Origin of the sequence: Blastomonas sp. SL216, assembly GCA_026625625.1 — a bacterium.
Lineage (GTDB): Bacteria > Pseudomonadota > Alphaproteobacteria > Sphingomonadales > Sphingomonadaceae > Blastomonas.
In genome coordinates, this window is record CP113055.1 from 425,674 (window position 1) to 449,558 (window position 23,885).

Sequence of the window (23,885 nt, forward strand, 5' to 3'; positions counted from 1 at the left end):
GCAGACTTGGCGCTGAAAGCGCCTGGTCAAAGCTGGGAGAGGAGGGGACACGCACTACCGGTCGTGTTCCCATCCCTCTCCCTCGCATCGTTTCGCGATGCTTTCCCTCTCCCGTGCTGGGAGAGGGATATTTCCAATCACACCGTTTCCAGCAGCTCAGCAAGGGTCGTGCCAAGCAGCGACGGCGAGGGAGAGACGCGGATGCCCGCTTCTTCCATCGCCGCGATCTTGTCCTCGGCGCCGCCCTGGCCGCCCGAAACGATCGCGCCTGCATGGCCCATGCGGCGTCCCGGAGGCGCGGTGCGGCCAGCGATAAAGCCGACCATCGGCTTCTTGCGACCGCGCTTGGCTTCGTCCTTCAGGAACTGCGCGGCTTCTTCTTCCGCGCTGCCGCCGATTTCACCGATCATAATGATCGACTTGGTTTCGTCATCGGCCAGGAACAGTTCCAGCACGTCGATGAAATTGGTGCCGTTGACCGGGTCACCGCCAATGCCGACGGCCGTGGTCTGGCCGAGGCCGACCGCCGTGGTCTGGTGCACGGCTTCATAGGTCAGCGTACCCGAACGCGAGACGACGCCGACCGAACCCTTCTTGAAGATGCTGCCGGGCATGATGCCGATCTTGCACTCGTCGGGCGTCAGCACGCCGGGGCAGTTGGGGCCGATCAGGCGCGACTTGCTGCCCTGCAGCGCGCGCTTGACGCGCACCATGTCGAGCACCGGAATGCCTTCGGTGATCGCAACGATCAGTTCCATCTCGGCGTCGATCGCCTCGAGGATCGAGTCCGCGGCGAACGGCGGCGGAACATAGATGCAGGTCGCGGTCGCGCCGGTCGCGGCCTTGGCTTCGGCGACGGTGTTGTAGTTGGGCAGGCCGATATGCGTGGTGCCGCCCTTGCCGGGGGTCACGCCGCCGACCATCTGCGTGCCATAAGCCAGCGCCTGCTCGGTGTGGAAGGTACCGGTGGCACCGGTCATGCCTTGCGTGATGACCTTGGTGTGCTTGTTGACGAGAATGCTCATTTCTTGAGAAACTCCATTGCTGTGGCCGTGAAGACAAGGCCGGTAAGGGGGATGCCGGTGCCAGCGAGTGCGCCGGGCGCGGCGTACGAAACTTCCATTTCCATATGGCCAGGCTTCAGGCCGGGGTTCCACACATGCTTGATGATGCCCGGCGCCGGTTCGGTCGAGCTACCGGGCTTGCGCACCGCCCAGTCTTCCAGATCGTCAGCCGATATGGGGGCGGTGGCCGCGAAATCATAGACGCGGCAGCCTTGCGAGCGGATGGTTTCCAGATCGACGCCGGAAAGCGCCAGCGAGAGCTCACGTCCCGCAACGGCCATGCGATATTCGCCGCCATCGAGCAGCCTGGCTTCGGGATCGCTCTCGACCAGCCTGGCCTTGCCATAATCGACCAGCTGGCGCAGCGCGCCCTTGTCATCAGCAGGGATAGGTTGCCAGCCAGCAGCGGCAATCGAGGCCTTGGCGACCGCCATGTTCTCGATGCCCGAACAGGCGGTGGCAAACGCGGCGAGAACCTCGCGCGCAGGGTAGGGGTTTTCGGCTGGCGGCGCGTCTTGCAGCGCCGCCAGCGCGAAAAGTCCGATCAGAAGACCGGAAGCCGCCATCAGGCGAGGCTCGGGTCCAGCGCCTTGCAGGCGTCGAGCAGTTCCTTGACCGCATCGACCGAGACCTGAAGGTTGCTCTTTTCTTCGTCGCTCAGCGCGATCTCGATCACCTCTTCGGCACCGTTCGCGCCGATCACCACCGGCACGCCGACATACAGGCCATCAAGGCCGTACTTGCCGTCGACCTGCACCGCGCAGGGCAGGATGCGCTTGGTGTCGCCCAGATAGGCTTCGGCCATTGCGATCGCGCTGGTGGCGGGCGCATAGAAGGCAGAACCGGTCTTGAGCAACGCGACAATCTCGCCGCCGCCCGAACGGGTGCGCTTGACGATCTCGTCCAGACGCTCTTCCGAAACGCCCTTGATCTTGGCCATGTCCTTCACCGGGATGCCGTTGATCGTCGAATAGCTGAGCACGGGAACCATGGTGTCGCCATGACCGCCAAGCACGAAGGCATTGACGTCCTTGACGCTGACGCCGAATTCCCAGGCGAGGAAGGTCGCGAAGCGCGCGCTGTCCAGCACGCCGGCCATGCCGACGACCTTGTTGGCAGGCAGGCCGGAGAATTCGCGCAGCGCCCAGACCATGGCGTCGAGCGGGTTGGTGATGCAGATGACAAAGGCGTCGGGCGCGTTGGCAGCAATGCCTTCGCCCACGGCCTTCATGACCTTCAGGTTGATGCCCAGCAGGTCATCGCGGCTCATGCCCGGCTTGCGCGCGACGCCAGCGGTGACGATGATGACGTCTGCACCTGCAATGTCGGCATAATCGTTGGTGCCGGTGATCTTTGCGTCAAAGCCTTCGACCGGGCCGCACTGCGAAAGATCGAGCGCCTTGCCCTGGGGCACGCCTTCCACAACGTCGAACAGCACGACGTCGCCCAGTTCCTTGAGCGCTGCGAGATGCGCGAGCGTGCCGCCGATATTGCCTGCGCCGATGAGCGCGATCTTCTTGCGTGCCATGGTCAATCCTTTCCGAAAATTATGTGTCCCGGCCGAAACTGCCTGTCAGGAAATGCGGGGGTGCCTTGTGGTGCGTGTGCGTTCCCTGAACAGAAATCCGGCAATATGCTTGTCCGTTTCACGACCTCAGATGGGCGCGCCCCGGCCTTGCACAGCCTGAGTCATCGCGCTCGCCGGCCTGCCTAGGCCGCTTGGACGGGCATTTCAACCTTCAAAAGCCGCTCAGGATCAATTATTTGTGCAATTGAAAACTGTTAGCAATAAGCCAAGTTTGGGGTGCTGGTCCGATCGCTTGCCGCCACGATTGCCGCTGAACACTGACCCAAAGCGGAACACCCCAGATTAACATGGGATAGACATGATACAGTGTTTCCTGTAGCCGATCCAACGCTGCGAAAAAGGTAAGCGGGTCTTAACCCGGCCGACATAAGGGTTGGATGATGGCTACCAAGGTTCAATATACCGTCGACACCGAATTGTCGCTCAAGCTCTTCCAGCAAGGCGTGAGTGCACAGGAGAATTTCGACAGCTCGATCGCCGGCAAATGCCGCGACGGCGAATTCGGCATTTTCTATCAGATGGACCGGCTGGAGGCCTATGGGCTGACCGGCGTGTTCTTCGTCGATCCGTTCCCTGCGCTCGTCTATGGCCCCGGGGTTGTCGCCAAGATCGTCGAACCGATCCTGAAGCGCGGGCACGAGGTGCAGCTGCACATCCATACCGAATGGCTCGAATTCGCACGCGGCCATGATCTGGAGCACCTGCGCGGACGCAACATCGCCGATTTCGCGGCAGACGATCAGATCCGCCTGCTCGACCAGGCGCGGGCACTGCTGATGATGGCGGGCGCGCCCAAGCCGACCGCCTTTCGCGCGGGCAATTTCGGGGCGAATGACGATACGCTGCGGGCGCTCAGCGCGCTCGACGTGCAATATGACAGCAGCTTCAATCCCGCCTTTCTCGCCGGTGAATGCGCCATCGATCTGCCCGCCGATACACCGCCCTTTGCCGAGCACCTGGGCGTTGGCATCATTCCGGTCAGCGTGATCGAGGACCGCCCCGGCAGCATCCGCGCGGCGCAGCTGTGCGCGCTTTCCGCCTGGGAAATGCGCGATGCGCTGACCCACGCCGCCCAGCATGACTGGCCGTGCTTCACCATCGTCAGCCACAGCTTCGAGCTGCTCAGCCGTGACCGCAGCCGGGTGAACCCGATTGTCACGCGCCGCTTCGAATCCATGTGCCTCAACATTGCCGAGCAGGCGCGGTTGGAAGGCACGGGCTTCGAGGCGCTCGAACCTCGCCGCAAGCGCGCCCTGACTGCGGTTCCGGCCAATCTGGTGCGCACGGCGCTGCGCTATGGCGAGCAGGCGGTGAGCCGCATCCGCTATGAGGCGGGTATTATCTCGACCCTGTTCCTGAACGAGTTCGCTGCGTTCGAGAGCGTCGTCGCGATCTGAACCGCAGCGCGGATCAACCGCGCAGAAGCTTGCGGATGCGCGCCTTCACGCCGAGCCGGTCAAGCCAGGCCCCGGTACCCTCGACCGTGGCGTTGAACGCTTCGTGCCCCGCCAGCAACGCCCTGTTTGCCAGTGTCGGCTTGAGCAGGAACACCGTCGCGCATCGCGCCTGATCGGTGCCGAACAGCGCCTTGTGCGCGCCGTCCCCTTCAGTGAAATCGAAATAGCGGAAACGGTGTTCGGCAAACAGCTCTTCGAGCGCATGCATCTGCAGCACCGTCCCGGGGGAAAGCTGCGCGGTGGCCTGATCGTAGCCGAGATAGGCATAGATCAGCACGTCGTTCACGACCGGCAGGTACAGATAGGCAATCGGCTGGCCGTGCAGGAACAGGATATAGGCGCGCAGATTGCCTGACCTGGCCAGAGCATCGGCTTCGGCGCGAAACGCGGCATGGCCTGGCAGGCCTGCATCGAGCAGCCGTGCCTGATAGGTCTGATCGGACAGCGGCAATGCGGCCGCGAAGAACGCGTCGAGCTGTTCGGCCTGATGATAGCTGCGAATGTCGAGCGTGCCGTCCCCGCTATCGGCCAGCTTGCGCATCTTGCGTTTCAGCGTGGCCCGCGTCTTGGATGAGAACTGCGCCATATAGCCATCATGGCCCAGCGCCATGTCGATATAGTGCCGGGCATAGACCTGCGGTTCGGAGGCGATCAGGCCCGGAAAATCGCGCGCCAGATGTACCAGCCGGGCGGCCGGCACCGATTGCAGCCGATAGCCATCGGCATTGGCCTCCAGCGCTGCCGGTTCAAGCGGTTGGTCGGCCAATATGGCATCGAGCCCATAGCCGATCGGCACCAGATGCCGCCGCGCGCGCAGGACGCACCGGTCCCCCAGCAGAAAGCGGATATCGGTGGCGACAGGCTGCATTCGGATGTTCCGGTGAGGGCGGGTGGGGTGCTGCACACGATAAATGGTGACGGTTAAGATCGCTTGAACCCTCTGATCTTCGTCCAGGGGTTTACCCGATATTCACGCGCGCCTTATAGTCCCTCCGCCTACGAGCTGCGACCTCGTGATCTCTGCCACCGCTGATGGAACACTGACATGACGCAGCCCCGGCCCGATGCCGCGTGCAACCATTGTGGATCGACCGGGACGCGGCCAGTCGCGCGCGTCGATGGCTATAGTCTGGTTCGCTGCGCCGCCTGCGACCTGGCCTTTATCGCCGATCCGCCCGAGCCCGCTGCGCTGGCCGCGATGTATCAGGCGGGCAACAACTACCACAGCGCGCTGCACGACCCGGCCAGCGACGATTTCGCGCGCATGACCGATGTTGCGCGCACGCATCTGCGCTTCGTCCGGAACTACGCCCAGCACGGCACGCTGATCGATATCGGCTGTTCGACCGGGTTGTTCCTCAACGAGGCCCGCCGTCAGGGCTTTGATGTCGCCGGCGTGGAGTTTTCCGGATCGTCCGCCAGCTTCGCGCGCGATCATTTCCAGCTTTCGGTCACCGACGGCGATATCCACGCGCTGGACGATGCCGATGGCACGTTCGATGTCCTGACCATGTTCGATGTGATCGAGCATGTGCGCGATCCGGCGAGAGACATCTTGGCGGCGCACCGGCTGCTCAAGCCCGGCGGCCTGTTCATCCTTTCGACGCCCAATATTGACGGGCTGTTCCCCAAGGCGTCGGAGCCATTGGCTGGCCCACTGGGATACTGGCCGCACCCCGAGCCGCCATGGCATCTCTACCAGTTTTCGGTGCGGACGCTGTCGGCCATGCTCGAGGCACGGGGTTTCGCCTGTCTGGGCACGCACCACACCGCGATCGATCTTGGCTATACCTTCGGCACGCCGCGCGATCTTGCGCGCAGCCCCAAGAGGCTCGCCTATGCCATGGCCTTTGCGCCCCTGGCCTGGTTGGGACCCAAATTGGGGATGGGCGACTGGTTCTATATTGCCGCCCGCAAGTGCTGATGCTCAGTCGGTGACAGCGTAGTGGATCGGCTTGAACGATCCGTTGTTCGACTGCAGCGCCGAGCAGGCGGTGAGCCCAATGATCAGGTCCATCTGCGCGGTGAAACTGATGCTGTCGCCTGCCTTGCTGAGCGGGGGATCGACGCGCAACTCGCCGGTCGCCGCATCGATCGGCACGTTCATGAAGCAGTTGAACGCCACCGGGATCATGTCCTTGGTGACGCCGTAGGGGGCGAGCGCTGCGGCCAGATTGCCAAAGCAGCCGCGATGCGGATCGGTATCGCCATAGATGATCCGGAACGTGTCCTTCGAACATGGGGTGAGCAGGAAATCGTGCCGCCCCACATCATCGGCGACAATGTCGAGCATCACCTGGCTGCGGTTGGAATAGAGCCTGTCGCCCAGCCCGAGATAGATCTTGCTCGCATAATCGAGCGTGCGTCCCGACGAGATGACCTCGCCGATGTCATGCCGGTTGAACGCCAGCAGGTCGGCCACCTGTTCGCCGAGCACATCGGTGACGGTGAGCGTCTGGCCCTTGTTCAGCGTGAAGGCTGTGCCCGAACGCGGAGGAATCTCATGCGGCACGTTCGGCTGCCTTTCTGGGACGCAGCGGGCAGCGCCACTCGGCACCGACAGCGCGTCCGCTATATTGCCGCGCTTCCGATATCGTGCCGTGCAGCGCCAGCATTGGGTTTGCCTCGCCCGCCAGTGCGATATCGCGCTCGATGATCGTTCCTCGCATCTTCTCGTACATGCCCGAGGCGCGCAGCTGTTCGAACTGATCGTGCAGATTGAAGATGATCGCAGGGCGTTCGAACCGCCGCGCCGGGCGGCTCGCGCCCGGATGCAGCCCGACCACGAAAAAGGCCTCACCGCCAAAACTGAGCGAGAAATGCGGATCGTCCGGATCGCCGCTGACCCGGGGGTCGACAGGCTGGCCCAGCCAGTCGTCCTTGTCGCTCAGCGATTGCAGCCGCTGCCACAGATGCTGCTCGAACCCGGTCTCGTCGAGCCCCGGATCTTCCTCGAACAGCACGGCAAGCGATTGGAACGGTACCGGGTCGAGCGTGTAATCGCGCGCGATGTCCATCAGGGCAGGGTGAATGCGCAAGTCATCCCAGGCCGAACGCAGATCACGCCCGACTATGATGCGCATATTGCCTTTGCCCAGCGCGGACTTTGCGCCGACACAGGGGAAATTGCGGTCCTGAATGAAAGCGCGGAACCGGTCCGCGAGAGCTTGATCGCGGTGCGTGCATGTTTGAGCCATGCCACCCCTACGCTGCGAGTGCATTGGGGTTGCTCGCTTGGCCTCATGCAAGTTTTGCGGTGAGAGCTTGCGCGGCAGCGAGGTCGGCGATGAAGGCGCGGCGTTCTGCAGCGGCGCGCTCGCGGTCGGGCAGGCGCAGCAGGAACGAAGGGTGCACCGTCGCCACCAGCTGCGCGCCATCGTCGAGCCGGTGCACCGTGCCGCGCATCGAGGCAATGCTCGCCGACTTGCCGGTCAGCCCGCGCAGCGCGCTACCCCCCAGCGAAACGATGATGTCGGGTTTCACCAGCGCGCGTTCCTGGTCGAGCCACCAGCGGCAGATGTCGATCTCGCCCGTGCTGGGGTTCTGGTGCAGCCGGCGCTTGCCGCGTGCGACGAACTTGAAATGCTTGACCGCATTGGTGACATAGAGCGTCGCACGGTCCATCCCGGCCTCGGCAAGGGCTTCGTCCAGCAGCTGACCGGCAGGGCCAACAAAGGGGCGGCCTTCCAGATCCTCGCGGTCGCCGGGTTGCTCGCCGACCAGCATGATGCGGGCATCGCTTCGTCCTTCGCCAGTCACCGCCTGGGTCGCCTGGCAATGCAGCGGGCAGCGGGTGCAGCTGCGCACGGCCTGGTTCAGCGCCTCGATCGATCCGGCATCCTGCGGCATTGCGGTTTCCGCCTGACCGCGCACGCGCCATTTGTCGCTGCGCGGATTGGCGAGCGAGACAGCGGTCTCCCGCATCTGCTCCACCCGTGCTTCGGCTCCGGCGATTAGCGGCGCGATGTCCTGCGCCTCGGGAAGGTTGTGCCAGTATTTCTTGGGCATTTCCGCACGCATCGCGGCGATCTTGACCCGGGCGGGGTTGAAGATCGCGCCATAATAGGTGCGCCACTGATCTTCGACGACATCATGGTCGGGCACCTCGTCGCGGGTGCCGCCGGGGCCGAGATGCAGCTCTTCACCATGCCAGATCGCGCGTGCGTCCGGGGTCAGTATCGCCCAGTCCATGCCGTAGAAGCGCTTGCGAAAAAAGGGTGCGGCAAGGCGCAGGATGCGGTGTTCGGGCTCGAACCAGGCGGCAAAGCGCTCGCGCCCCGTCTCGTCTTCGCCCAGACGGCGAAAGCGCACGAACGCATGCATCTTGTGCAGGTCGCGGCGGATCGCCTTGTCCAGCCGCATCAGCCAGTCGGTATCGGGATCGGAGCGCCGCTCGAGCAATCTGCGATCGTCCAGCGCCCGCCACACGATCCGATACAGCCGCGAGGGCACGGATTGGTCGCGATGGCAGATCACGCGATCGGTAATCGCCACCAGTTCGCGGGGCAGGGTGATCGTGCGCTGCGGCTGAAGCGGCGTTGCATCGGCAAACAACGACCCGCTTTCACCCGCGTGTCGCCACACGATATCCTGCGGCGGCACCTCCGCGGCGAGCAAGGCGCGCGCCGCCGTTCGCCATTCACCGAAATCGCCAGGTTGCTGCAGGATGATCTCGCGCATCGTGGCGGGCCCTAAAGTGCCAGGCTCATCTGCTCGGGCGGCGGAGCGAAGCGCGCGCGCAGGTTTGCGCTGTCGGTCAGCCCGCCTGGCCGCCAGTCGGGGGTAGTGACAAAGGGCAGCACCTTCTTGACCGATGCGGTGAGCCGGGCGAGATCACCGATGCGGATCGCGCCCAGCCGCCGTGCGGCGATGATCCTGTCCACTGCGCGGGTACCCAGCCCGGGTACACGCAACAGCATCTCGCGCGGGGCGCGGTTGATATCGACCGGAAAGCTCTCGCGTCGCTGCAGCGCCCAGGCGAGCTTCGGGTCGATGGAAAGGTCGAGCATCCCTTCATTCGCTCCGGCCATGATCTCTGCCCGATCGAACCCATAGAAGCGCAGCAGCCAGTCCGCCTGATACAGCCGGTGCTCGCGCATCAGGGGCGGGCGCACCGGCGGCAGATCGCTGCTCGCATCGGGGATCGGGCTATAGGCCGAATAATATACGCGGCGCAGGCGATAGCCCGAATACAGGCTGGTGGCAGAGGCGAGAATGTCATCATCGCGCGCACCATCGGCCCCGACGATCATCTGGGTCGATTGACCTGCGGGAGCAAAGCGCGGCGGCCGGGCTTTTCTGAGCAGCCGGTCCTTGCGCGCCTCGACCGCATCCTCGACCCCGACACGCACGCTCGCCATGGTCTTGCGAATGGTCTGCGGCTTCTTTTCCGGCGCGAAGCTTTTCAGCCCGTCCTCGGTCGGCAGCTCGACATTGGTCGAAAGACGGTCGGCATAAAGCCCCGCGCGCGCGATCAGTTCGGGCGACGCACCCGCTATCGTCTTCAGATGAATATAGCCGTTGAAACGATGCTCTTCGCGCAGCAGCCGCGCGACCTCGACCAGCTGCTCCATCGTGTAATCTTCCGACCGAATGATGCCGGAGGACAGGAACAGCCCCTCGATATAGTTGCGCTTGTAGAAGTCGAGCGTCAGCCGGACGACCTCTGCCGGATTGAACCGCGCTCGCGGGACGTTGCTTGACGCGCGGTTGATGCAGAAGCGGCAGTCATAGATGCAGAAATTGGTCAGCAGGATCTTCAGCAGCGATATGCAGCGGCCATCGGGCGCATAGCTGTGGCAGATGCCCATGCCACCAGTTGACCCGATGCCCTTGGTGCCGGTCGAATCACGCCGCACCGTGCCCGACGATGCGCAGGACGCATCATATTTCGCCGCGTCGGCGAGCACGGCCAGCTTTTGCAGAATCGGTTTTTCGCTCATGCCCCTGATATAGAGGTAAGAACAAAGAAAGAACAGTGCTTTGCTGTCGCGGCCTGCCCGGCTCACCGCATGCGGCGGGCCGGGCAGGGCACTGGATTATCGGCCGATGAAATCGAGGATGTCGGCGTTCAGCTGATCGGCATTCACCGTGAGCATGCCGTGCGACAGGCCTTCGTAGATCTTCATCTCGGCATGCGGCAGCAGGTCGGCCTGGAGCAGCGCGGCATTCCTGTAGGGCACCACCTGATCGTCATCGCCATGCAGCACCAGGGTCGGCACGGTCATGGCCTTGAGATCATCCGTCTGGTCGGTCTCGCTGAACGCCTTGATGCCCTCATAATGCGCCTTGGCGCTGCCCATCATGCCCTGACGCCACCAGTTTTCGACGACCGCCTCATCGGGTTCCGAATCCTCGCGGTTGAAGCCGTAGAACGGGCCCGATGCGACATCGCGGAAAAAGGCGGCGCGGTTCGCGGCGAGCGCGCTGCGGAAGCCGTCGAACACTGCCATCTCGAGCCCATCGGGATAGCGGTCGGTCTTGACCATGATCGGCGGGACGGCGGCAACCAGCACTGCCTTTGCAACCCGGCCCTGCGGAATGCCGTGCTGCGCGACATAGCGCGCGGCTTCGCCACCGCCGGTGGAATGGCCGATATGCACCGCGTTCCTGAGGTCCAGATGCGCGGTGACGGCGGCGGCATCGGCGGCATAATGGTCCATGTCATGGCCCTCGCTCACCTGCTCGGACCGGCCATGGCCGCGGCGGTCATGCGCGATCACGCGGAAACCCTTGCTCAGGAAGAACAGCATCTGCGCGTCCCAATCATCGGACGACAGCGGCCAGCCATGATGGAACATGATCGGCTGGGCGTCCTGCGGGCCCCAGTCCTTGAAGAAAATCTGCGTGCCGTCAGAGGCGGAAACATAGCCCATCATCGTTCTCCCGTGTTGCGGAATACCCAGCATAGCGACCATTAGGGGCGGCAAGATGACGCCGCGCTGATGCGACTGACGTGCTGCCCGCAAAAGGTCTTGAGGCAATACGATATCGGGACGGTCGGGTTGCGCCGTTCAGGCGGGCGCGGGCATGGTTCCCGGGCGCAGATAGGCGAACATATGCGCGACATAATCGCCCTTGCCCAGTTTCACCCCCTGCGCGCGCAGGATCGCATAGGCGGCCATCACGTGGAAGAACAGCTGCGGGATCGCCCAGTCGCGGACATATTGCGCGGCGCTGAGATCGAACACCATGCCATTGGGCAGGCTGTGGGCGACGGGGGTTTCCGGTGGCAGATCGGCCATGTCTGCCGATGCCTTTTCGACGAGGGCGAGCGTGCCGGCGATCCGCGCCTGCGCATCGGCAATCGACCAGCGCTGCTCCCCCGCGCCGCGCCCTTCGTTCAGCAGCGTGGCCAGGCTTTCGGGAAAGGGCTCCTGGCGAAGGCGGAACACGCCTTCCTGCGCCTGCACGCAAGAAAAGCAGATCTGGGTGAACAGCGGGAACATGTCCGGCGCCAGCCGTGCGCTCATCAGGTCGGCAGCCTTGTCGGCACCCAGCTGCGTTTCCGCCTTGTCGATCCAGACGGACAGCGCCTTGAGCATCTGCATGTACGTGGGAACGAGCGTGTCCTTGAGAGTCATCGGGCTATCCTCTTGGTATCGGCCAAGGTGATAGACGCGAAGGAAGGCAACGCAAGCGCGATGCAGGGCAAGGACGAAGGGCTGAAAGAAAAAGTGGTGCCCGGGGACGGGATCGAACCGCCGACACTGCGATTTTCAATCGCATGCTCTACCAACTGAGCTACCCGGGCATCGGGCCGCGCCGCACCGGAAAAGCTGGTGGGCTGCAAGGCTCATCGCCAGACCGGCGATTTGGAGCGCCGCCTATAGGCAGGCTTGGGCAGGCTTGTCCATAGCAAAATCGCTGTGCCGTTCGCGCAGCTCAATCATATTCCGCATCGGGACGATCAGCGGGCGGGCCGGGCACGCTATAGCCTTCGCCCAGCCATTTCAGCAGGTCGCGATCCTTGCAGGCCTTGCTGCAAAAGGGCGAGAAATCGGGCCGTGCAGGCTTTTTGCACAAGGGGCAGGGGCGGGGCGTGCTCATGATCGATGCATCTAGGCAGAAACCGCGCTGACCGCAACCATGCGTCCGGTGCGGCGCTGCAGCGCGTCCAGCCATTCGGGCCTGGCGCCGAGCAGCTGCGATTCGGCGCTGGGCAGATCGAGGCGGAGTATGCCTGTCCCGATACCGCGCTCGGCGCTGCGCAACCGGGCGAGCAGCTGCCAGCGGACCGGATCGGCGGCATGCAGTTCGATCAGCGACGCGCCTGTCCGCCGAATGACGATCTGCATCAGGCCAAAGCCATTGATCGCGGTGCGCTCGCACGCGGTGGACATGGCCGCATCAAAGGCAGCCATCACAGCGTTGCGATCGGCCTTGTCGCCCAGCGTCGGGAAATCGACGGCGATGCTGCCGCCCATGCCGTGCCGCCGGATCGCCTCGGCCAGGGCAGGCGCAGCAGCCAGCGCCAGCGCGCGGGGAGCCAGATCGCCATCGACATCGACAACCATCATCGCCGGGGTCGGCGAGAAGGTCAGCATCCCGCCGGCGAATCCAATCTGGCCGGTTTCCGCCTCGTCGATCAGTTCGTTCCAGCCAGCATCGGCCAGGCTGTCGGTCCCGGCGGCGATGCAACGGACGATGTCCAGGCCTTGCGATTCGATCCGCTCGATCAGGCTGGGGGCAGGGCGCAGCGGCGTCTCTGGTGCTACGGGCCGCAGCCGGGGCGGCTTGGTGCGTAGGGTGCCGGGTTCGACCAGCGCCTCGCGCACGATTTCGGCGCGGACAATGGCCCCTTCGCTCACCCCCTTGGGGAGCGGCTGCAGCATCGCCTCGCTGCCATCGGGCATCAGCGCGCGTGCGCGATGACCGCCCGCGCTTCTGGCCAGCAGCTTCACGTCGATAATGGCGCCGGGAAGGTGCGGCTCGTCCTGCCGCTGGATGCGGGCCTCTGTCAGGCGACCCTGTTCGATCAGCGCCGCGCGCTCTTCGCCTATGCCCGCTTCATACAGCCAGTGCATCATGCCGGGCGCGGCAACAGGCCCGCGCTCAGCAGCATGCTGCGCGTTTCGTACAGGGGCAGGCCCATGATGCCGCTATAGCTGCCCGCCATGGAGCGGATCAGCGCTTCGGCGCTGCCCTGGATGGCATAGCCGCCCGCCTTGCCCTGCCATTCGCCGCCGGCGATATAGGCTTCCAGCTCTTCGGCATGCAGCCGCTTGAAGGTGACAGTGCTCTCCGAGAGCCGGTGCAGCGCGCGCCCGCCCGGCAGCATCAGCGTGACTGCGGACAGCACCATGTGGCGGCGACCGGACAGCAGCTCCAGGCAATAGCGGGCATCGGCCTCGCTCTCTGCTTTGGGCAGGATGCGGCGTCCGGCCGCAACCACGGTATCGCCGGACAGCACGGCATCATCGGGATGCTGGGATGCGATCACCGCTGCCTTTTCGGCCGCCATGCGCCGGGCATAGACGCGCGGCAGTTCCGCCTTGTTCGGCGTTTCGTCGATATCTGCGGGGATGATGGCGTCCGCAGTAATGCCGATCCGTGCCAGCAGCTGCTGGCGGCGGGGGCTGGCCGATGCGAGGATCAGCTTCGGCATTATTTGAAGCGGTAGGTAATCCGGCCCTTGGTCAGATCATAAGGGGTCAGCTCGACCAGAACCTCATCGCCCACCAGCACGCGGATGCGGTTCTTGCGCATCTTGCCGGCGGTATGGCCCAGGATTTCGTGATCGTTTTCCAGCTTGACGCGGAACATCGCGTTGGGAAGCAGTTCGACCACCTGGCCGCGCATTTCGAGAAGTTCTTCTTTTGCCATTCGGCCCCTGCAATGTGGTTTGCTGTGATGGCGGTGCGACCTTTCGCACCACCGTGTTGCGCGGTCATGGAGTCCATGGGCCTACGCAAAGTTCAGCGCGCCTTACAGACAAAGCGTGCAAAAGAAAAGACGGGAGTTTGGGCGACTTGCCGCACCGCTGCCGGGCCATGCGCCAAAATTTGTTACAATTCAGCACTGGCTAAGGCGGCTTTGCGCATCATATTGCGCTGCAACAGACAAATCCCCCCATGCGCGTTCCCCATCTGCGCAAACGATAAAGAGACACCGCCCCCATGATGCTTCCGCTGCGATCCCGGATGACGCCCCCCGTATCTGTGCGCCCCTGGCTGGGCATGTCCTTCGCTTCGGCACTGTTGATCGCGACCAGCCCGGCGGCGCTGGCGGCCTCGCTGGACGATGAGACGGTCGATGCCAAGGCGGCTGCGGCAGATACCGCCCAGGCGCAGACTCCGTCCGAGCCTTCGCCGCCCGATACCGAACCCGATAGCGATGGCGAGACGATCGTCGTGGTGGCCGAACGTCTGCGCGGTTCGATCCAGACCGATATACCGCCCGTCGCAGAGCTGAATGCGCAGGACATTGCGAGCTATGGTGCATCGTCGCTTGCCGAGCTGCTGCAGCAGATTGCGCCGCAGACCGGCAGCGCGCGCGGGCGCGGCGGCGACGGGCCGGTCGTGCTGCTCAACGGCCAGCGGATTTCAGGCTTCCGCGCCATCCGCGACATCCCGCCCGAGGCCATCGCCAAGGTCGAGGTGTTCCCCGAGGAACTGGCGCTGAAATACGGCTTCCGCCCCGACCAGCGCGTCATCAACTTCATCCTGGTCGAAAATTATCAGAGCCTGGCGGCAGAGGTCGACAATGGCCTGTCGACCCAGGGCGGCTATGGCACCACCGAATTCGAGGGCACGTTCACCAAGCTGGGCAAGAACACGCGGCTGATCGTCGATGTCGAATATGAGATGGCGACGGCGCTGCGCGAGAGCGAGCGCGGCATCGTCCAGCCGGATAGCAGCGCGCCTTTTGCGCTTGGCGGCAATATCGGGGCATCGCCCTTCGGGACCGGGGCGGATATCAGCCCGGCGTTGAGCGCGCTGGCCGGACGCAGCGTGTCGCTGGCCGGTGTGCCGCAGGGCATCACCGGAGTGCCTGCGCTTTCCGCCTTCACCGCAGCGCCCAACACCACCGACCTGGGCGAGTTCCGCACGCTCATCCCCAATTCCGACCGGATCCAGGCCAATGCGACCTATATCCGCAATCTCGGCCCGGACACCAATGTGCAAGTCAACGCGACCTATAGCAACAATGCCGCCACGTCGCTTCTGGGGCTCAACACCGCGACGCTGACCATTCCTACGGCCAATCCGTTCAACCCGTTCGGCCGCGATGTCAGCCTGCTCACCGCCTTTGGCGATCCGCGCGCGATCACGCGGACCATCGACACCGACACCTATTCGCTGGGCTTCAATGCCAATGGCGTGCTGCCCGCCAACTGGAAATGGGCGCTGACCGGCGACTATACCCGCATCGATACGCTGACGGTCATCGACCAGCCGGTCGATGTCAGCGGGGTCCAGGCGGCGATTTCGCGCGCCACCGGTGCGATCAATCCGTTCACCGGAACGCTGGGCAGCCTGCTCCCCGGACTGGTCAGCGACACCGCACAAAGCCGCAACCAGCTGTTCAACACCCAGCTGACCGCCAATGGCAAGCTGGCGGACCTGCCCGCCGGCCCGGTCAACCTGACACTGGTCGGCGGCTTTGCGCGTCGGCTGCAGGACTCGACCGACAGCCGCCGGGCCGGGCAGGGCAGCGTCTCGCTCACCCGCAGCGAGGCCAATGTCTCGGCCAATATCGATGTGCCGCTGGTCGACACCTATATGAGCGACTGGTTCGGCAAGCTTTCGGTCAATGGCAATCTGGGCTATCGCGAATTGAGCGATATCGGCGGGTTGCTCAGCTTCGGCTATGGCCTCAACTGGTCGCCGACCGACACGGTGACCATCCAGGCCTCGCTGATCGGCGAGGAGGCTGCGCCCGGCATTGGCCAGCTTGGCGATCCGCAGATCGTGACGCCCAATGTCAGCACCTTCGACCTTGCGCGTAACGAGACCGTGCTGGCGACGATCATTTCGGGCGGCAATCCGCTACTGACGGCTGAAGAGCGGCGCGACGTCAAGGTCTCGCTCAGCTATCGCCCGCCGTTCGTCGAGGGGCTCGATTTCCTGGCCGAGTTCATCCGCAACCGCAGCTATGGCACCACCGCGTCCTTCCCGATCCTGACGCCCGAGATCGAGGCGGCCTTCCCGGACCGGATCATCCGCGACACCGATGGCACGCTGCTGGCCATCGACCAGCGCGCGATCAATTATGACCGCGTGACCAGCGACCGGCTGCGTTATGGCATCAACTTCTCCAAGCGGATCGGTGGCGACGAGCGCGGCGGCGCGGGCGGCGCCGGCGGTCCCGGCGGCCCCGGCGCGGGCGGGCCTCCGCGCGGACCGGGTGCGGGTGGTCCGCCGCCCGGTAGTCCCGGAGGCGAGCGGGCTGGTGCAGGCGGACCGCCGCGAGGCCCGGGTGCAGGTGGTCCTCCGCGCGGCCCGATGGGCGGCTTCGGCCCCGGAGCCGGCGGCCGTGGCGGCCGCTGGAACATCTCGATCTATCATACCGTCCGCTTTGCCGAGACCATCCGCATCCGTCCGGGACTGGCCGAGCTCGACCTGTTGAACGGGTCTGCCATCGGGTCGAGCGGGGGCGTGCCGCGCCATGGGGTCGAGCTGGAAGGCGGGCTGTTCCTGAACGGCATCGGTCTGCGCTTTACCGGCAATTATCAGAGCGGATCGCGGGTCGATGGCGGCGGCTTGGCCGGTTCGACCGATCTTCGCTTCAACGATATTGCGACCTTCGGCATGCGCGCCTTTGTCAATTTCGACAACAAGCCCAAGCTCACCGAGGCGCTGCCGTTCCTCAAGGGATCGCGGCTGCGCCTGGGGGTCGACAATATCTTCAACGCCCAGCAGCGGGTGACGAATGAGGCAGGCGAGGTGCCGCTGCGTTACCAGCCCGGCTTCATCGATCCCCAGGGCCGCGTCGTCTCGCTCAGCTTCAGAAAGCGCTTCTGACGCGGGCAAAAGCTGCGGCAAATTTGCCATGGCTTTTGCCCGGCACGGCGGTTAAAGACGCTGACCTTGAGCCGGGGCGAAAGCCTTGCGGCCCTGAAAGCTATGCAAGGAGCCCCCTTTTGGCGCTGACACCGAAACAGGACGCAGATGCCGCGCGCGACAACATGTTCCTGCGCGAAGTCGATGAGGCGCTGCGCCAGGATCAGATGACCGGCATCGTCCAGAATTACGGCAAGCAGCTGCTGATCGGTATCGTCGTCATCCTGCTCGCGCTGGGCGGCTGGTTTTGGTACCGGCACATGCAGACCGAAGATGCAGGCGTGCGCGGCGAAGAGCTCACCAATGCGCTTGATGCGGTGCGCGGCAACAATCTTGCGGGCGCCGCCAATGCGCTGAAGCCTCTCGAGACCGCTGATCAGCCTGGGTATCGCGCTGCGGCCCAGCTGCTGGAAGCGGGCATCAAGCAGGAACAGAATGATCCCAAGGCCGCAGCTGCGCTGTTCGCCAAGGTTGCAGGCGACGACAGCCTGCCGCAGCCGCTGCGCGATCTGGCGCTGATCCGGCAGACTGCGGCGGAATATGACAGCCTGAAGCCTGCCGATGTCGTCGCGCGGCTGAAGCCGCTGGCGGTGCCTGGCAACCCCTGGTTCGGCAGTGCAGGCGAGATGGTCGCGATTGCGCACATGCGGATGAACAAGCCCGATTTGGCCGGGCCGCTGTTCCAGAAGCTGGCGGAAGACAAGCAGGTGCCTGAAACCATTCGTTCACGTGCGCGTCAGTTGGCCGGTGTCATGGGCGTCGACGCGGTGGATGATCCGAGCAAGGCGCAGGGCGTCGCTGCTCCGGTTGCTGCGCCGGGGCTGGCTGCACCGGCGGGTGCGCAGTAAGATAAGTTTTGCGGGTCGCTACCGTTGACGTTGATTTTGTGATGATTCGGGGAGCTTGACTGGCAATGCACAAGGCAAAATGGGCGATGATTCTCGCGCTGTCGGCGACGCTGGCAGGGTGCGGCGTATTGGGTGGCGGAGACAAGCCCAAGGTGACGCCCACGGTGGGCAATCGCACATCCATCCTTACCCGCGCTGAAAGCGGCGCGAATGTCGACAAGGATCTGGCGGGCGTTTCGGTGATCCTGCCGCCTGCGGTGACCAACGCCAACTGGAACCAGCCCAGCGGCACCGCGACCAAGGCCATTGGCCATCTGACCATCGGCGACAATCTCGCTCGCGCCTGGAGCGCCCGGATTGCCGGATCGAGCCTGCGCGTCCGCCTGGCTGCCGCGCCGGTCGTTTATAATGGCCGCCTGTACGCGATCGACACCAACGGCACCGTGCATGCCTATGATGCTGCCTCCGGTACGCAGGTCTGGTCGGTCACGCTGGAACCCGACAAGGGCGGAACGTCGTCCGTGTTCGGCGGCGGCGTCAGCGTCGATGCCAACCGCGTCTATGCCACCAACGGCGTCGGCGAAGTGGCCGCGCTCAACCCGGCAGACGGTTCGCAGATCTGGCGCGTCAAGCCGGCAGGCCCGCTGCGCGGATCACCGACCCTGGCCTTTGGCTCGGTCTATGTGATGTCGCAGGACAATCAGCTCATCGCGCTCAACCAGACCGATGGCACCACCACCTGGAACCAGAGCGGATCGCTCGGCCAGGCAGGCGTGTTCGGCGTGGCCGCTCCTGCTGCAGGGCAGGGCACCGTGGTCGCAGGCTTCTCCAGCGGCGAGCTGATCGCCTATCGCTACGAGAATGGCCGCAACCTGTGGTCGGACGCGCTCGCGCGCACCAGTATCTCGACCTCGGTGTCGACGCTGACCGATATCGATGCCGACCCGATCATCGATCGTGGCCGCGTCTATGCGGTGGGTGAGGGGGGCCGCATGGCCGCCTATGAACTGGTCACCGGCCAGCGCATCTGGGAACTGAATATCGCAGGCATTTCGACCCCGGTGATCGCGGGCGAATGGCTGTTCGTGCTGACCGACGATGCGCGCATCCTGTGCATCGCGCGCGCCACCGGCAAGGTGCGCTGGTCCACCCAGCTGCAGCGCTATCGCAAGGAAAAGAAAAAGACCGGCGCGATCTACTGGAACGGCCCGGTGCTGGCCGGTGGTCGCCTGTTCACGGTGAACACCGAAGGCGAAGTCGGTGCGGTCAACCCTGCGGACGGCACCTTCTCGCTGCTGTTCGAGCTCAAGGAAAAGGTGTCGCTGCCGCCGATCGTGGCCGACAACACGCTCTATATCCTCGACGACGGCGGCACGATTACCGCCTATCGGTGATGCCTGTCTGATCGCGGGGGGAGACAAAGCCTCCCTTCCGCGATACAGGCGCAATCATGTTACCCGAAATCGTCATCATCGGCCGACCCAATGTCGGCAAATCAACCCTGTTCAACCGGCTGGTCGGCAAGAAGCTGGCGCTGGTCGATGACCAGCCCGGTGTCACGCGCGACCGCCGCGTTGGCAAGGCAGAGCTGCTGGGCCTGCATTTCCAGATCGTCGATACCGCAGGCTATGAGGACGAGGACCCCGAAACGCTGCCTGGCCGCATGCGCCAGCAGACCGAAGCCGCTGTCGCCAGCGCGCGCGCGGCGATCTTCGTCTTCGATGCGCGCGCCGGGCTGACCCCGCTCGACGAGGAAATCGCCCGCTGGCTGCGCACCACCAAGACGCCGATCATCCTGATGGGCAACAAGGCGGAAGGCAGGGCGGCAGATGGCGGCCTGATGGAATCCTATGCGCTGGGCATGGGCGAACCGATCGCGTTCAGCGCCGAACACGGCGTCGGCGTCGCCGAGCTGTTCGACGCGCTGCGCCCACTGATCGAGGATTGGGATGAGGGCGGCGAGGCGGAAACCGAGTTTGCCGCGGTGCATCTCGATGCCGAATCGATCGATGAAAGCGCGCTGGAGGCAGCGCCATTGCAGCTGGCGATCGTCGGACGCCCCAATGCGGGCAAATCGACGCTGATCAACAAGATTCTCGGCGAGGACCGGCTGATCACCGGACCGGAAGCAGGCATCACCCGCGATTCGATCGCGATCGACTGGACCTGGGAGCCCGCCGACGGCGCGCCCTCGCGCAAGGTGCGGCTGATCGATACCGCGGGGATGCGCAAGAAGGCCAAGGTGACCGACAAGCTGGAAAAGCTCTCGGTCGCCGATGCGCGCCGCGCGATCGACTATGCCGAGGTCGTGGTACTGCTGCTTGATGCCACGCGCGGGCTCGAGCTGCAGGAGCTCAAGATCGCCGATCATGTGATCAAGGAAGGCCGCGCGCTGGTCATCGCGATCAACAAATGGGATGTGGCGCAGGACGCGTCGAGCCTGTTCAACGGCATCAAGGCCGCGCTCGACGAGGGCCTGGCGCAGCTCAAGGGCGTGCCCGTGCTCACCATTTCGGGCGTCACCGGCAAGGGCATCGATACGCTGATCAAGGTCGCGTTCGAAACCCGCACCGCCTGGTCGCGCCGCGTTTCCACCGGCCAGCTCAACCGCTGGTTCGAAATGGCGGTGGAGACCAATCCGCCGCCAGCCCCCGGCGGCAAGCGCATCAAGCTGCGCTATATCACCCAGGCCAAGGTGCGCCCGCCGGGCTTTGTCATCTTCGGCACCCGGGTGGACGAGCTGCCGGAAAGCTATTCGCGCTATCTGGTCAATGGACTCAGGCGCGAGCTGGGTTTCGGCGCGGTTCCGGTCCGCATCACCTATCGCGCACCGAAAAACCCGTTCTCGAACAACTGATTTTCGGCGCTTAGCTGATCCGGCACTGAAAACATGGTTTTTGTTGTTGAACGTTGCAGTTACTTGGCTCGCGCAAGACTTCATTTACCATTCGCGATGTAATTTGAGCCTTGAGTGCTTTGGGGCACGTCGGGAGATTGCATCATGTCGTATCAAGAGGCACCGTTGATTAACTGGTCGACCTATGCCGAAGCGCGTGCGACCCTGGGCGGCGATTTCGTGCGCATCCTGGGCTATTTCCGCGAAGACGGGGTCAAATCGGTCGACGCGATAGAGACCGCGATGCGGGAGCGCAGCGCCGCTCGGCTCGTGCTGCCTGCGCATACGCTCAAGAGCGAAGCGCATCAGTTCGGTGCGGAGCGGCTGGGTCTGCTGGCCGAAAAGATCGAGATGGTGGCGCGGCATTGCGTCGAGACCCATGTTGAGCCGGACGAGCTGCTCGAAGATGTGGTAGGCCTGCGCGACATGTTCTCCGGATCTCTGACGCTGCTGGAAAAAGAGGCCAACCCGCTGGTCGAACGGCGCACCTTTGGCCGCAAGCCCAATATGGCAGGCGCGAGCCTGGGCGCGCAGCGCAGCTTCGGTCGGGCCTGATCGGCCCCCGCACGGCTTGACCGCGCCGCATTGCAGTCATATCTGGGCGGCATGGCTATCCGTCCCATCCTTGAAGTGCCCGATCCGCGGCTGAAGACCGTCTCCACCCCTGTCGAGACGTTCGACGATGAACTGCGGACGCTGGTCGCCGACATGTTCGAGACGATGTACGATGCACCCGGCATTGGTCTGGCTGCGATCCAGGTGGGCGTGCCCCAGCGCGTGCTGGTGATCGACCTGCAGGAACAGGAAGACGAAGAGGGCAAGCCGATCCGCGCCCCGCGCGTCTTCATCAATCCCGAAATTCTCGATCCTTCGGCCGAACAGTCGCTGTATAACGAGGGCTGCCTGTCGGTCCCCGACCAATATGCCGAAGTCGAACGCCCCGCATCGATCCGCGCCCGGTGGCAGGACCTGGACGGCAAGGTGCATGAGGAAGCGATGGAGGGCCTGATGGCCACCTGCCTCCAGCACGAGATGGATCATCTTGAAGGCATCCTGTTCATCGACCACCTGTCGCGCCTCAAGCGCCAGATGGTGCTGAAAAAGCTCGAGAAGCTGCGCAAGGCTGCCTGATTACCCCCTAGAATGTAACAAAGAATAGCTGTGACCCCTGCGGAAGCGGGGAGCCCGCTAATTGTCCGGCGGTGGGCAGGAAGCGGGATAACCGCGTGCGTGGGAATGACGGAAACAGGCATCACCCGGTTCGGCGGCAATGCCCCATTGCCAAGCCGGTTGGTGCGCTCTAGGTTCGCCTTTCGTTCCACTCCTCAGCGCGGAAACCTCTCATGGACCCCATGGTCGCCATCCTCAACATCATTGCCCTGGTCATCGGGCTTGCCATCGGCTGGTGGCTGGGCGGCAAGCCTGTCGCCATTGCCCGTGCCGAGCGCGAGGAAGCGCAGGCGGCGTTCAAGACTTTGCAGGAGCAGTTCAACGCCGCGATCCGCGACCTGGCTGGCGCGAGCGAGCGAGCGAAGCTGGCCGATGAGCTTGCCGGCAAGCTCGACGAAGCGCGGCAGCACAATGCGACCCTGGGGGGGCAACTGGCCGCTGCTAGCGAACGCGCTCGCCAGGCCGACGATCTGGCCGAACGGCTCGATACGGTACGTGGCCAGTATGAGGCCGCTTCCACCCAGCTGTCCGCGCTCAAGGCCGATGCGGCCAATCACGACAAGCAGGTGCGCTTGCTGGTCGAGGCGCGCGAACAGCTGGTCCAGCAGTTCGGCGAGGTCGGCAACAAGCTGCTCGGTGAAGCGCAGGAGGCGTTCCTGCGCCGCGCGAACGAGCGCTTTGCGCAGTCTGAGGAAAAGAACGAGGAAAAGATCCGCACCCTGCTCGCCCCGGTGGGTGAGCGGCTCAAGACCTATGAAGAACAGGTTCAGAAGATCGAGGCGACGCGGAGCGAGGCCTATGGCAATCTCACCGGCCTGATCGAGCAGATGCGCGCCGGGCAGGACCGGGTGCAGGCCGAGGCCGCACGTCTGGTCAACTCGCTGCGCAATGCGCCCAAGGCGCGTGGCCGCTGGGGCGAACAGCAGCTGCGCAACGTGCTCGAAAGCTGCGGCCTGGCCGAACGCACCGATTTCCTGATGGAGCTGAGCGTCGATACCGAGGATGGGCGGCTGCGCCCCGATGCGGTGGTCAAGGTGCCCGGCGGGCGCTCGCTGGTGATCGACGCCAAGGTGTCGCTCAATGCCTATCAGGATGCGTTCGGGGCGGAAGATGACGACGGTCGTCGGCTCGCGCTGACTGCGCATTGCGCCTCGATGAAGGCCCATATCGATGGCCTGTCACGCAAGGCCTATTGGGACCAGTTCGAGGACGCCCCCGATTATGTCATCATGTTCGTGCCCGGTGAGCACTTTCTGTCCGCCGCGCTGGAGCATGATGCCAAGCTGTGGGACTATGCCTTTGAAAAGAAGGTGTTGCTGGCGACACCTACCAACCTCGTTGCAATCGCGCGCACCGTCGCCAGCGTGTGGCGGCAGGAAGGCCTGGCGCAGGAAGCGCGGCAGATCGGCCAGCTCGGCAAGGAACTCTATGACCGCCTTGCGGTTTCCGCCGAGCATCTGAAGCGCGTCGGCTCGGGCCTGTCGAGCGCGGTCGGGCATTACAACAAGTTCGTCGGCAGCTTCGAACGCAATGTGCTGTCGACGGGCCGCAAGTTCGCCGCGCTCAACATCGAGACCGGCAAGCGCGAACTGGAGACGATCGACGAGATAGAGGCGCTGCCGCGTTATGGCGATGCTGCGCTCATTGAGGCGGATGAGGGTGTGAAGGACGCGGCGGAGTAATCTGAAATCCTCCCACAGCTCGCTGGGGGAAGGGCAGCGGGATCGTGCCGCCGATCAAAGACCGTGCAAGTCCGTTTTTCGTGACGAGCCGGGCGCGGATTTTTGAGCGAAATCTCCCCTCCCGCTGGCGGGAGGGGTTAGCGAAGCCGGGGTGGGGCGAGCCGCAGGCGAGCTTA

At 64.2% G+C, this 23,885-nt stretch carries 23 protein-coding genes and 1 tRNA gene; 9 read left to right on the forward strand and 15 right to left on the reverse strand.

What is annotated here, in order from left to right; translation table 11 throughout:
- Positions 1-137: 137 nt before the first annotated feature.
- From sucD to mdh, 3 genes are read right to left on the reverse strand one after another with little or no spacing between them, the layout of a single operon-like run.
- Positions 138-1,025, reverse strand: a complete 888-nt coding sequence (gene sucD, locus OU999_02070; GenBank protein WAC24003.1) for a succinate--CoA ligase subunit alpha — start codon at positions 1,023-1,025, stop codon at positions 138-140.
- Positions 1,022-1,630, reverse strand: coding sequence for a hypothetical protein (locus OU999_02075; GenBank protein WAC24004.1), 609 nt, complete (start codon positions 1,628-1,630; stop codon positions 1,022-1,024). Before OU999_02075 ends, sucD begins: the two co-directional genes overlap by 4 nt.
- Positions 1,630-2,592 carry a malate dehydrogenase gene (mdh, locus tag OU999_02080; GenBank protein WAC24005.1) on the reverse strand — a complete coding sequence of 321 codons (963 nt, stop codon included), beginning with the start codon at positions 2,590-2,592 and terminating at the stop codon, positions 1,630-1,632. Before mdh ends, OU999_02075 begins: the two co-directional genes overlap by 1 nt.
- A gap of 437 nt (positions 2,593-3,029) precedes the next feature.
- On the opposite strand from mdh, the gene OU999_02085 reads away from it, so the two are divergent.
- Positions 3,030-4,049: a hypothetical protein gene (locus OU999_02085; protein WAC24006.1), complete on the forward strand. Its 1,020-nt coding sequence runs from the start codon at positions 3,030-3,032 to the stop codon at positions 4,047-4,049.
- A 13-nt stretch (positions 4,050-4,062) separates the two neighbouring features.
- Here OU999_02085 and OU999_02090 read toward each other — a convergent pair whose 3' ends face one another.
- Positions 4,063-4,977 (reverse strand): GNAT family N-acetyltransferase, encoded by a 915-nt coding sequence (locus tag OU999_02090; protein ID WAC24007.1) that lies wholly within the window; start codon positions 4,975-4,977, stop codon positions 4,063-4,065.
- A gap of 177 nt (positions 4,978-5,154) precedes the next feature.
- Here OU999_02090 and OU999_02095 point away from each other — a divergent pair, with 177 nt between their 5' ends.
- Positions 5,155-6,033: a class I SAM-dependent methyltransferase gene (locus OU999_02095; protein ID WAC24008.1), complete on the forward strand. Its 879-nt coding sequence runs from the start codon at positions 5,155-5,157 to the stop codon at positions 6,031-6,033.
- A 3-nt stretch (positions 6,034-6,036) separates the two neighbouring features.
- Here the strand turns inward: OU999_02095 and OU999_02100 are convergent, their stop codons facing one another.
- The 11 genes from OU999_02100 to infA all read right to left on the reverse strand — a co-directional run bounded on the left by OU999_02100 (position 6,037) and on the right by infA (position 13,934).
- Positions 6,037-6,621 (reverse strand): urea carboxylase-associated family protein, encoded by a 585-nt coding sequence (locus OU999_02100; protein WAC24009.1) that lies wholly within the window; start codon positions 6,619-6,621, stop codon positions 6,037-6,039.
- Positions 6,611-7,306 (reverse strand): YqcI/YcgG family protein, encoded by a 696-nt coding sequence (locus OU999_02105; GenBank protein ID WAC24010.1) that lies wholly within the window; start codon positions 7,304-7,306, stop codon positions 6,611-6,613. The genes OU999_02100 and OU999_02105 overlap by 11 nt, the downstream gene beginning before the upstream one ends.
- 43 nt (positions 7,307-7,349) lie before the next feature.
- Positions 7,350-8,789, reverse strand: coding sequence for a UdgX family uracil-DNA binding protein (locus OU999_02110; protein ID WAC24011.1), 1,440 nt, complete (start codon positions 8,787-8,789; stop codon positions 7,350-7,352).
- Positions 8,790-8,800: 11 nt separating this feature from the next.
- A complete protein-coding gene (locus OU999_02115) occupies positions 8,801-10,051 on the reverse strand; it encodes a putative DNA modification/repair radical SAM protein (protein WAC24012.1) in 1,251 nt (416 codons plus the stop codon).
- Between the two features lie 96 nt (positions 10,052-10,147).
- Complete coding sequence (locus OU999_02120) at positions 10,148-10,984, reverse strand: alpha/beta hydrolase (protein ID WAC25327.1); 837 nt, start codon at positions 10,982-10,984, stop codon at positions 10,148-10,150.
- Between the two features lie 138 nt (positions 10,985-11,122).
- Positions 11,123-11,692 (reverse strand): DUF1993 domain-containing protein, encoded by a 570-nt coding sequence (locus OU999_02125; GenBank protein ID WAC24013.1) that lies wholly within the window; start codon positions 11,690-11,692, stop codon positions 11,123-11,125.
- 94 nt (positions 11,693-11,786) lie between these two features.
- Positions 11,787-11,862 (reverse strand) — tRNA-Phe (locus OU999_02130).
- A gap of 131 nt (positions 11,863-11,993) precedes the next feature.
- Positions 11,994-12,158 (reverse strand): DNA gyrase inhibitor YacG, encoded by a 165-nt coding sequence (yacG, locus tag OU999_02135; protein ID WAC24014.1) that lies wholly within the window; start codon positions 12,156-12,158, stop codon positions 11,994-11,996.
- 11 nt (positions 12,159-12,169) lie between these two features.
- Entirely contained in the window at positions 12,170-13,138 is a 969-nt protein-coding gene (locus OU999_02140; protein ID WAC24015.1) for a ribonuclease E/G, read from the reverse strand.
- The gene (locus OU999_02145; GenBank protein WAC24016.1) at positions 13,135-13,716 is read right to left on the reverse strand and encodes a Maf family protein; all 582 of its coding nucleotides are present in this window, start codon (positions 13,714-13,716) and stop codon (positions 13,135-13,137) included. Before OU999_02145 ends, OU999_02140 begins: the two co-directional genes overlap by 4 nt.
- Positions 13,716-13,934: a translation initiation factor IF-1 gene (gene infA, locus OU999_02150; GenBank protein WAC24017.1), complete on the reverse strand. Its 219-nt coding sequence runs from the start codon at positions 13,932-13,934 to the stop codon at positions 13,716-13,718. The genes OU999_02145 and infA overlap by 1 nt, the downstream gene beginning before the upstream one ends.
- Positions 13,935-14,227: 293 nt before the next feature.
- On the opposite strand from infA, the gene OU999_02155 reads away from it, so the two are divergent.
- From OU999_02155 to rmuC, 7 genes are all read left to right on the forward strand, one after another.
- Complete coding sequence (locus OU999_02155; GenBank protein ID WAC24018.1) at positions 14,228-17,074, forward strand: TonB-dependent receptor; 2,847 nt, start codon at positions 14,228-14,230, stop codon at positions 17,072-17,074.
- Positions 17,075-17,193: 119 nt separating this feature from the next.
- Positions 17,194-17,961, forward strand: coding sequence for a tetratricopeptide repeat protein (locus tag OU999_02160; protein WAC24019.1), 768 nt, complete (start codon positions 17,194-17,196; stop codon positions 17,959-17,961).
- A gap of 86 nt (positions 17,962-18,047) precedes the next feature.
- On the forward strand, positions 18,048-19,355 hold the full coding sequence (locus OU999_02165) for a PQQ-binding-like beta-propeller repeat protein (protein WAC24020.1): 1,308 nt from the start codon (positions 18,048-18,050) through the stop codon (positions 19,353-19,355).
- Positions 19,356-19,411: 56 nt separating this feature from the next.
- Complete coding sequence (gene der, locus OU999_02170) at positions 19,412-20,818, forward strand: ribosome biogenesis GTPase Der (protein ID WAC24021.1); 1,407 nt, start codon at positions 19,412-19,414, stop codon at positions 20,816-20,818.
- A 144-nt stretch (positions 20,819-20,962) separates the two neighbouring features.
- Complete coding sequence (locus tag OU999_02175; protein ID WAC24022.1) at positions 20,963-21,412, forward strand: Hpt domain-containing protein; 450 nt, start codon at positions 20,963-20,965, stop codon at positions 21,410-21,412.
- Positions 21,413-21,463: 51 nt separating this feature from the next.
- Entirely contained in the window at positions 21,464-21,988 is a 525-nt protein-coding gene (def, locus tag OU999_02180; GenBank protein ID WAC24023.1) for a peptide deformylase, read from the forward strand.
- A 212-nt stretch (positions 21,989-22,200) separates the two neighbouring features.
- Complete coding sequence (gene rmuC / locus OU999_02185; protein ID WAC24024.1) at positions 22,201-23,709, forward strand: DNA recombination protein RmuC; 1,509 nt, start codon at positions 22,201-22,203, stop codon at positions 23,707-23,709.
- Positions 23,710-23,885: the final 176 nt, after the last annotated feature.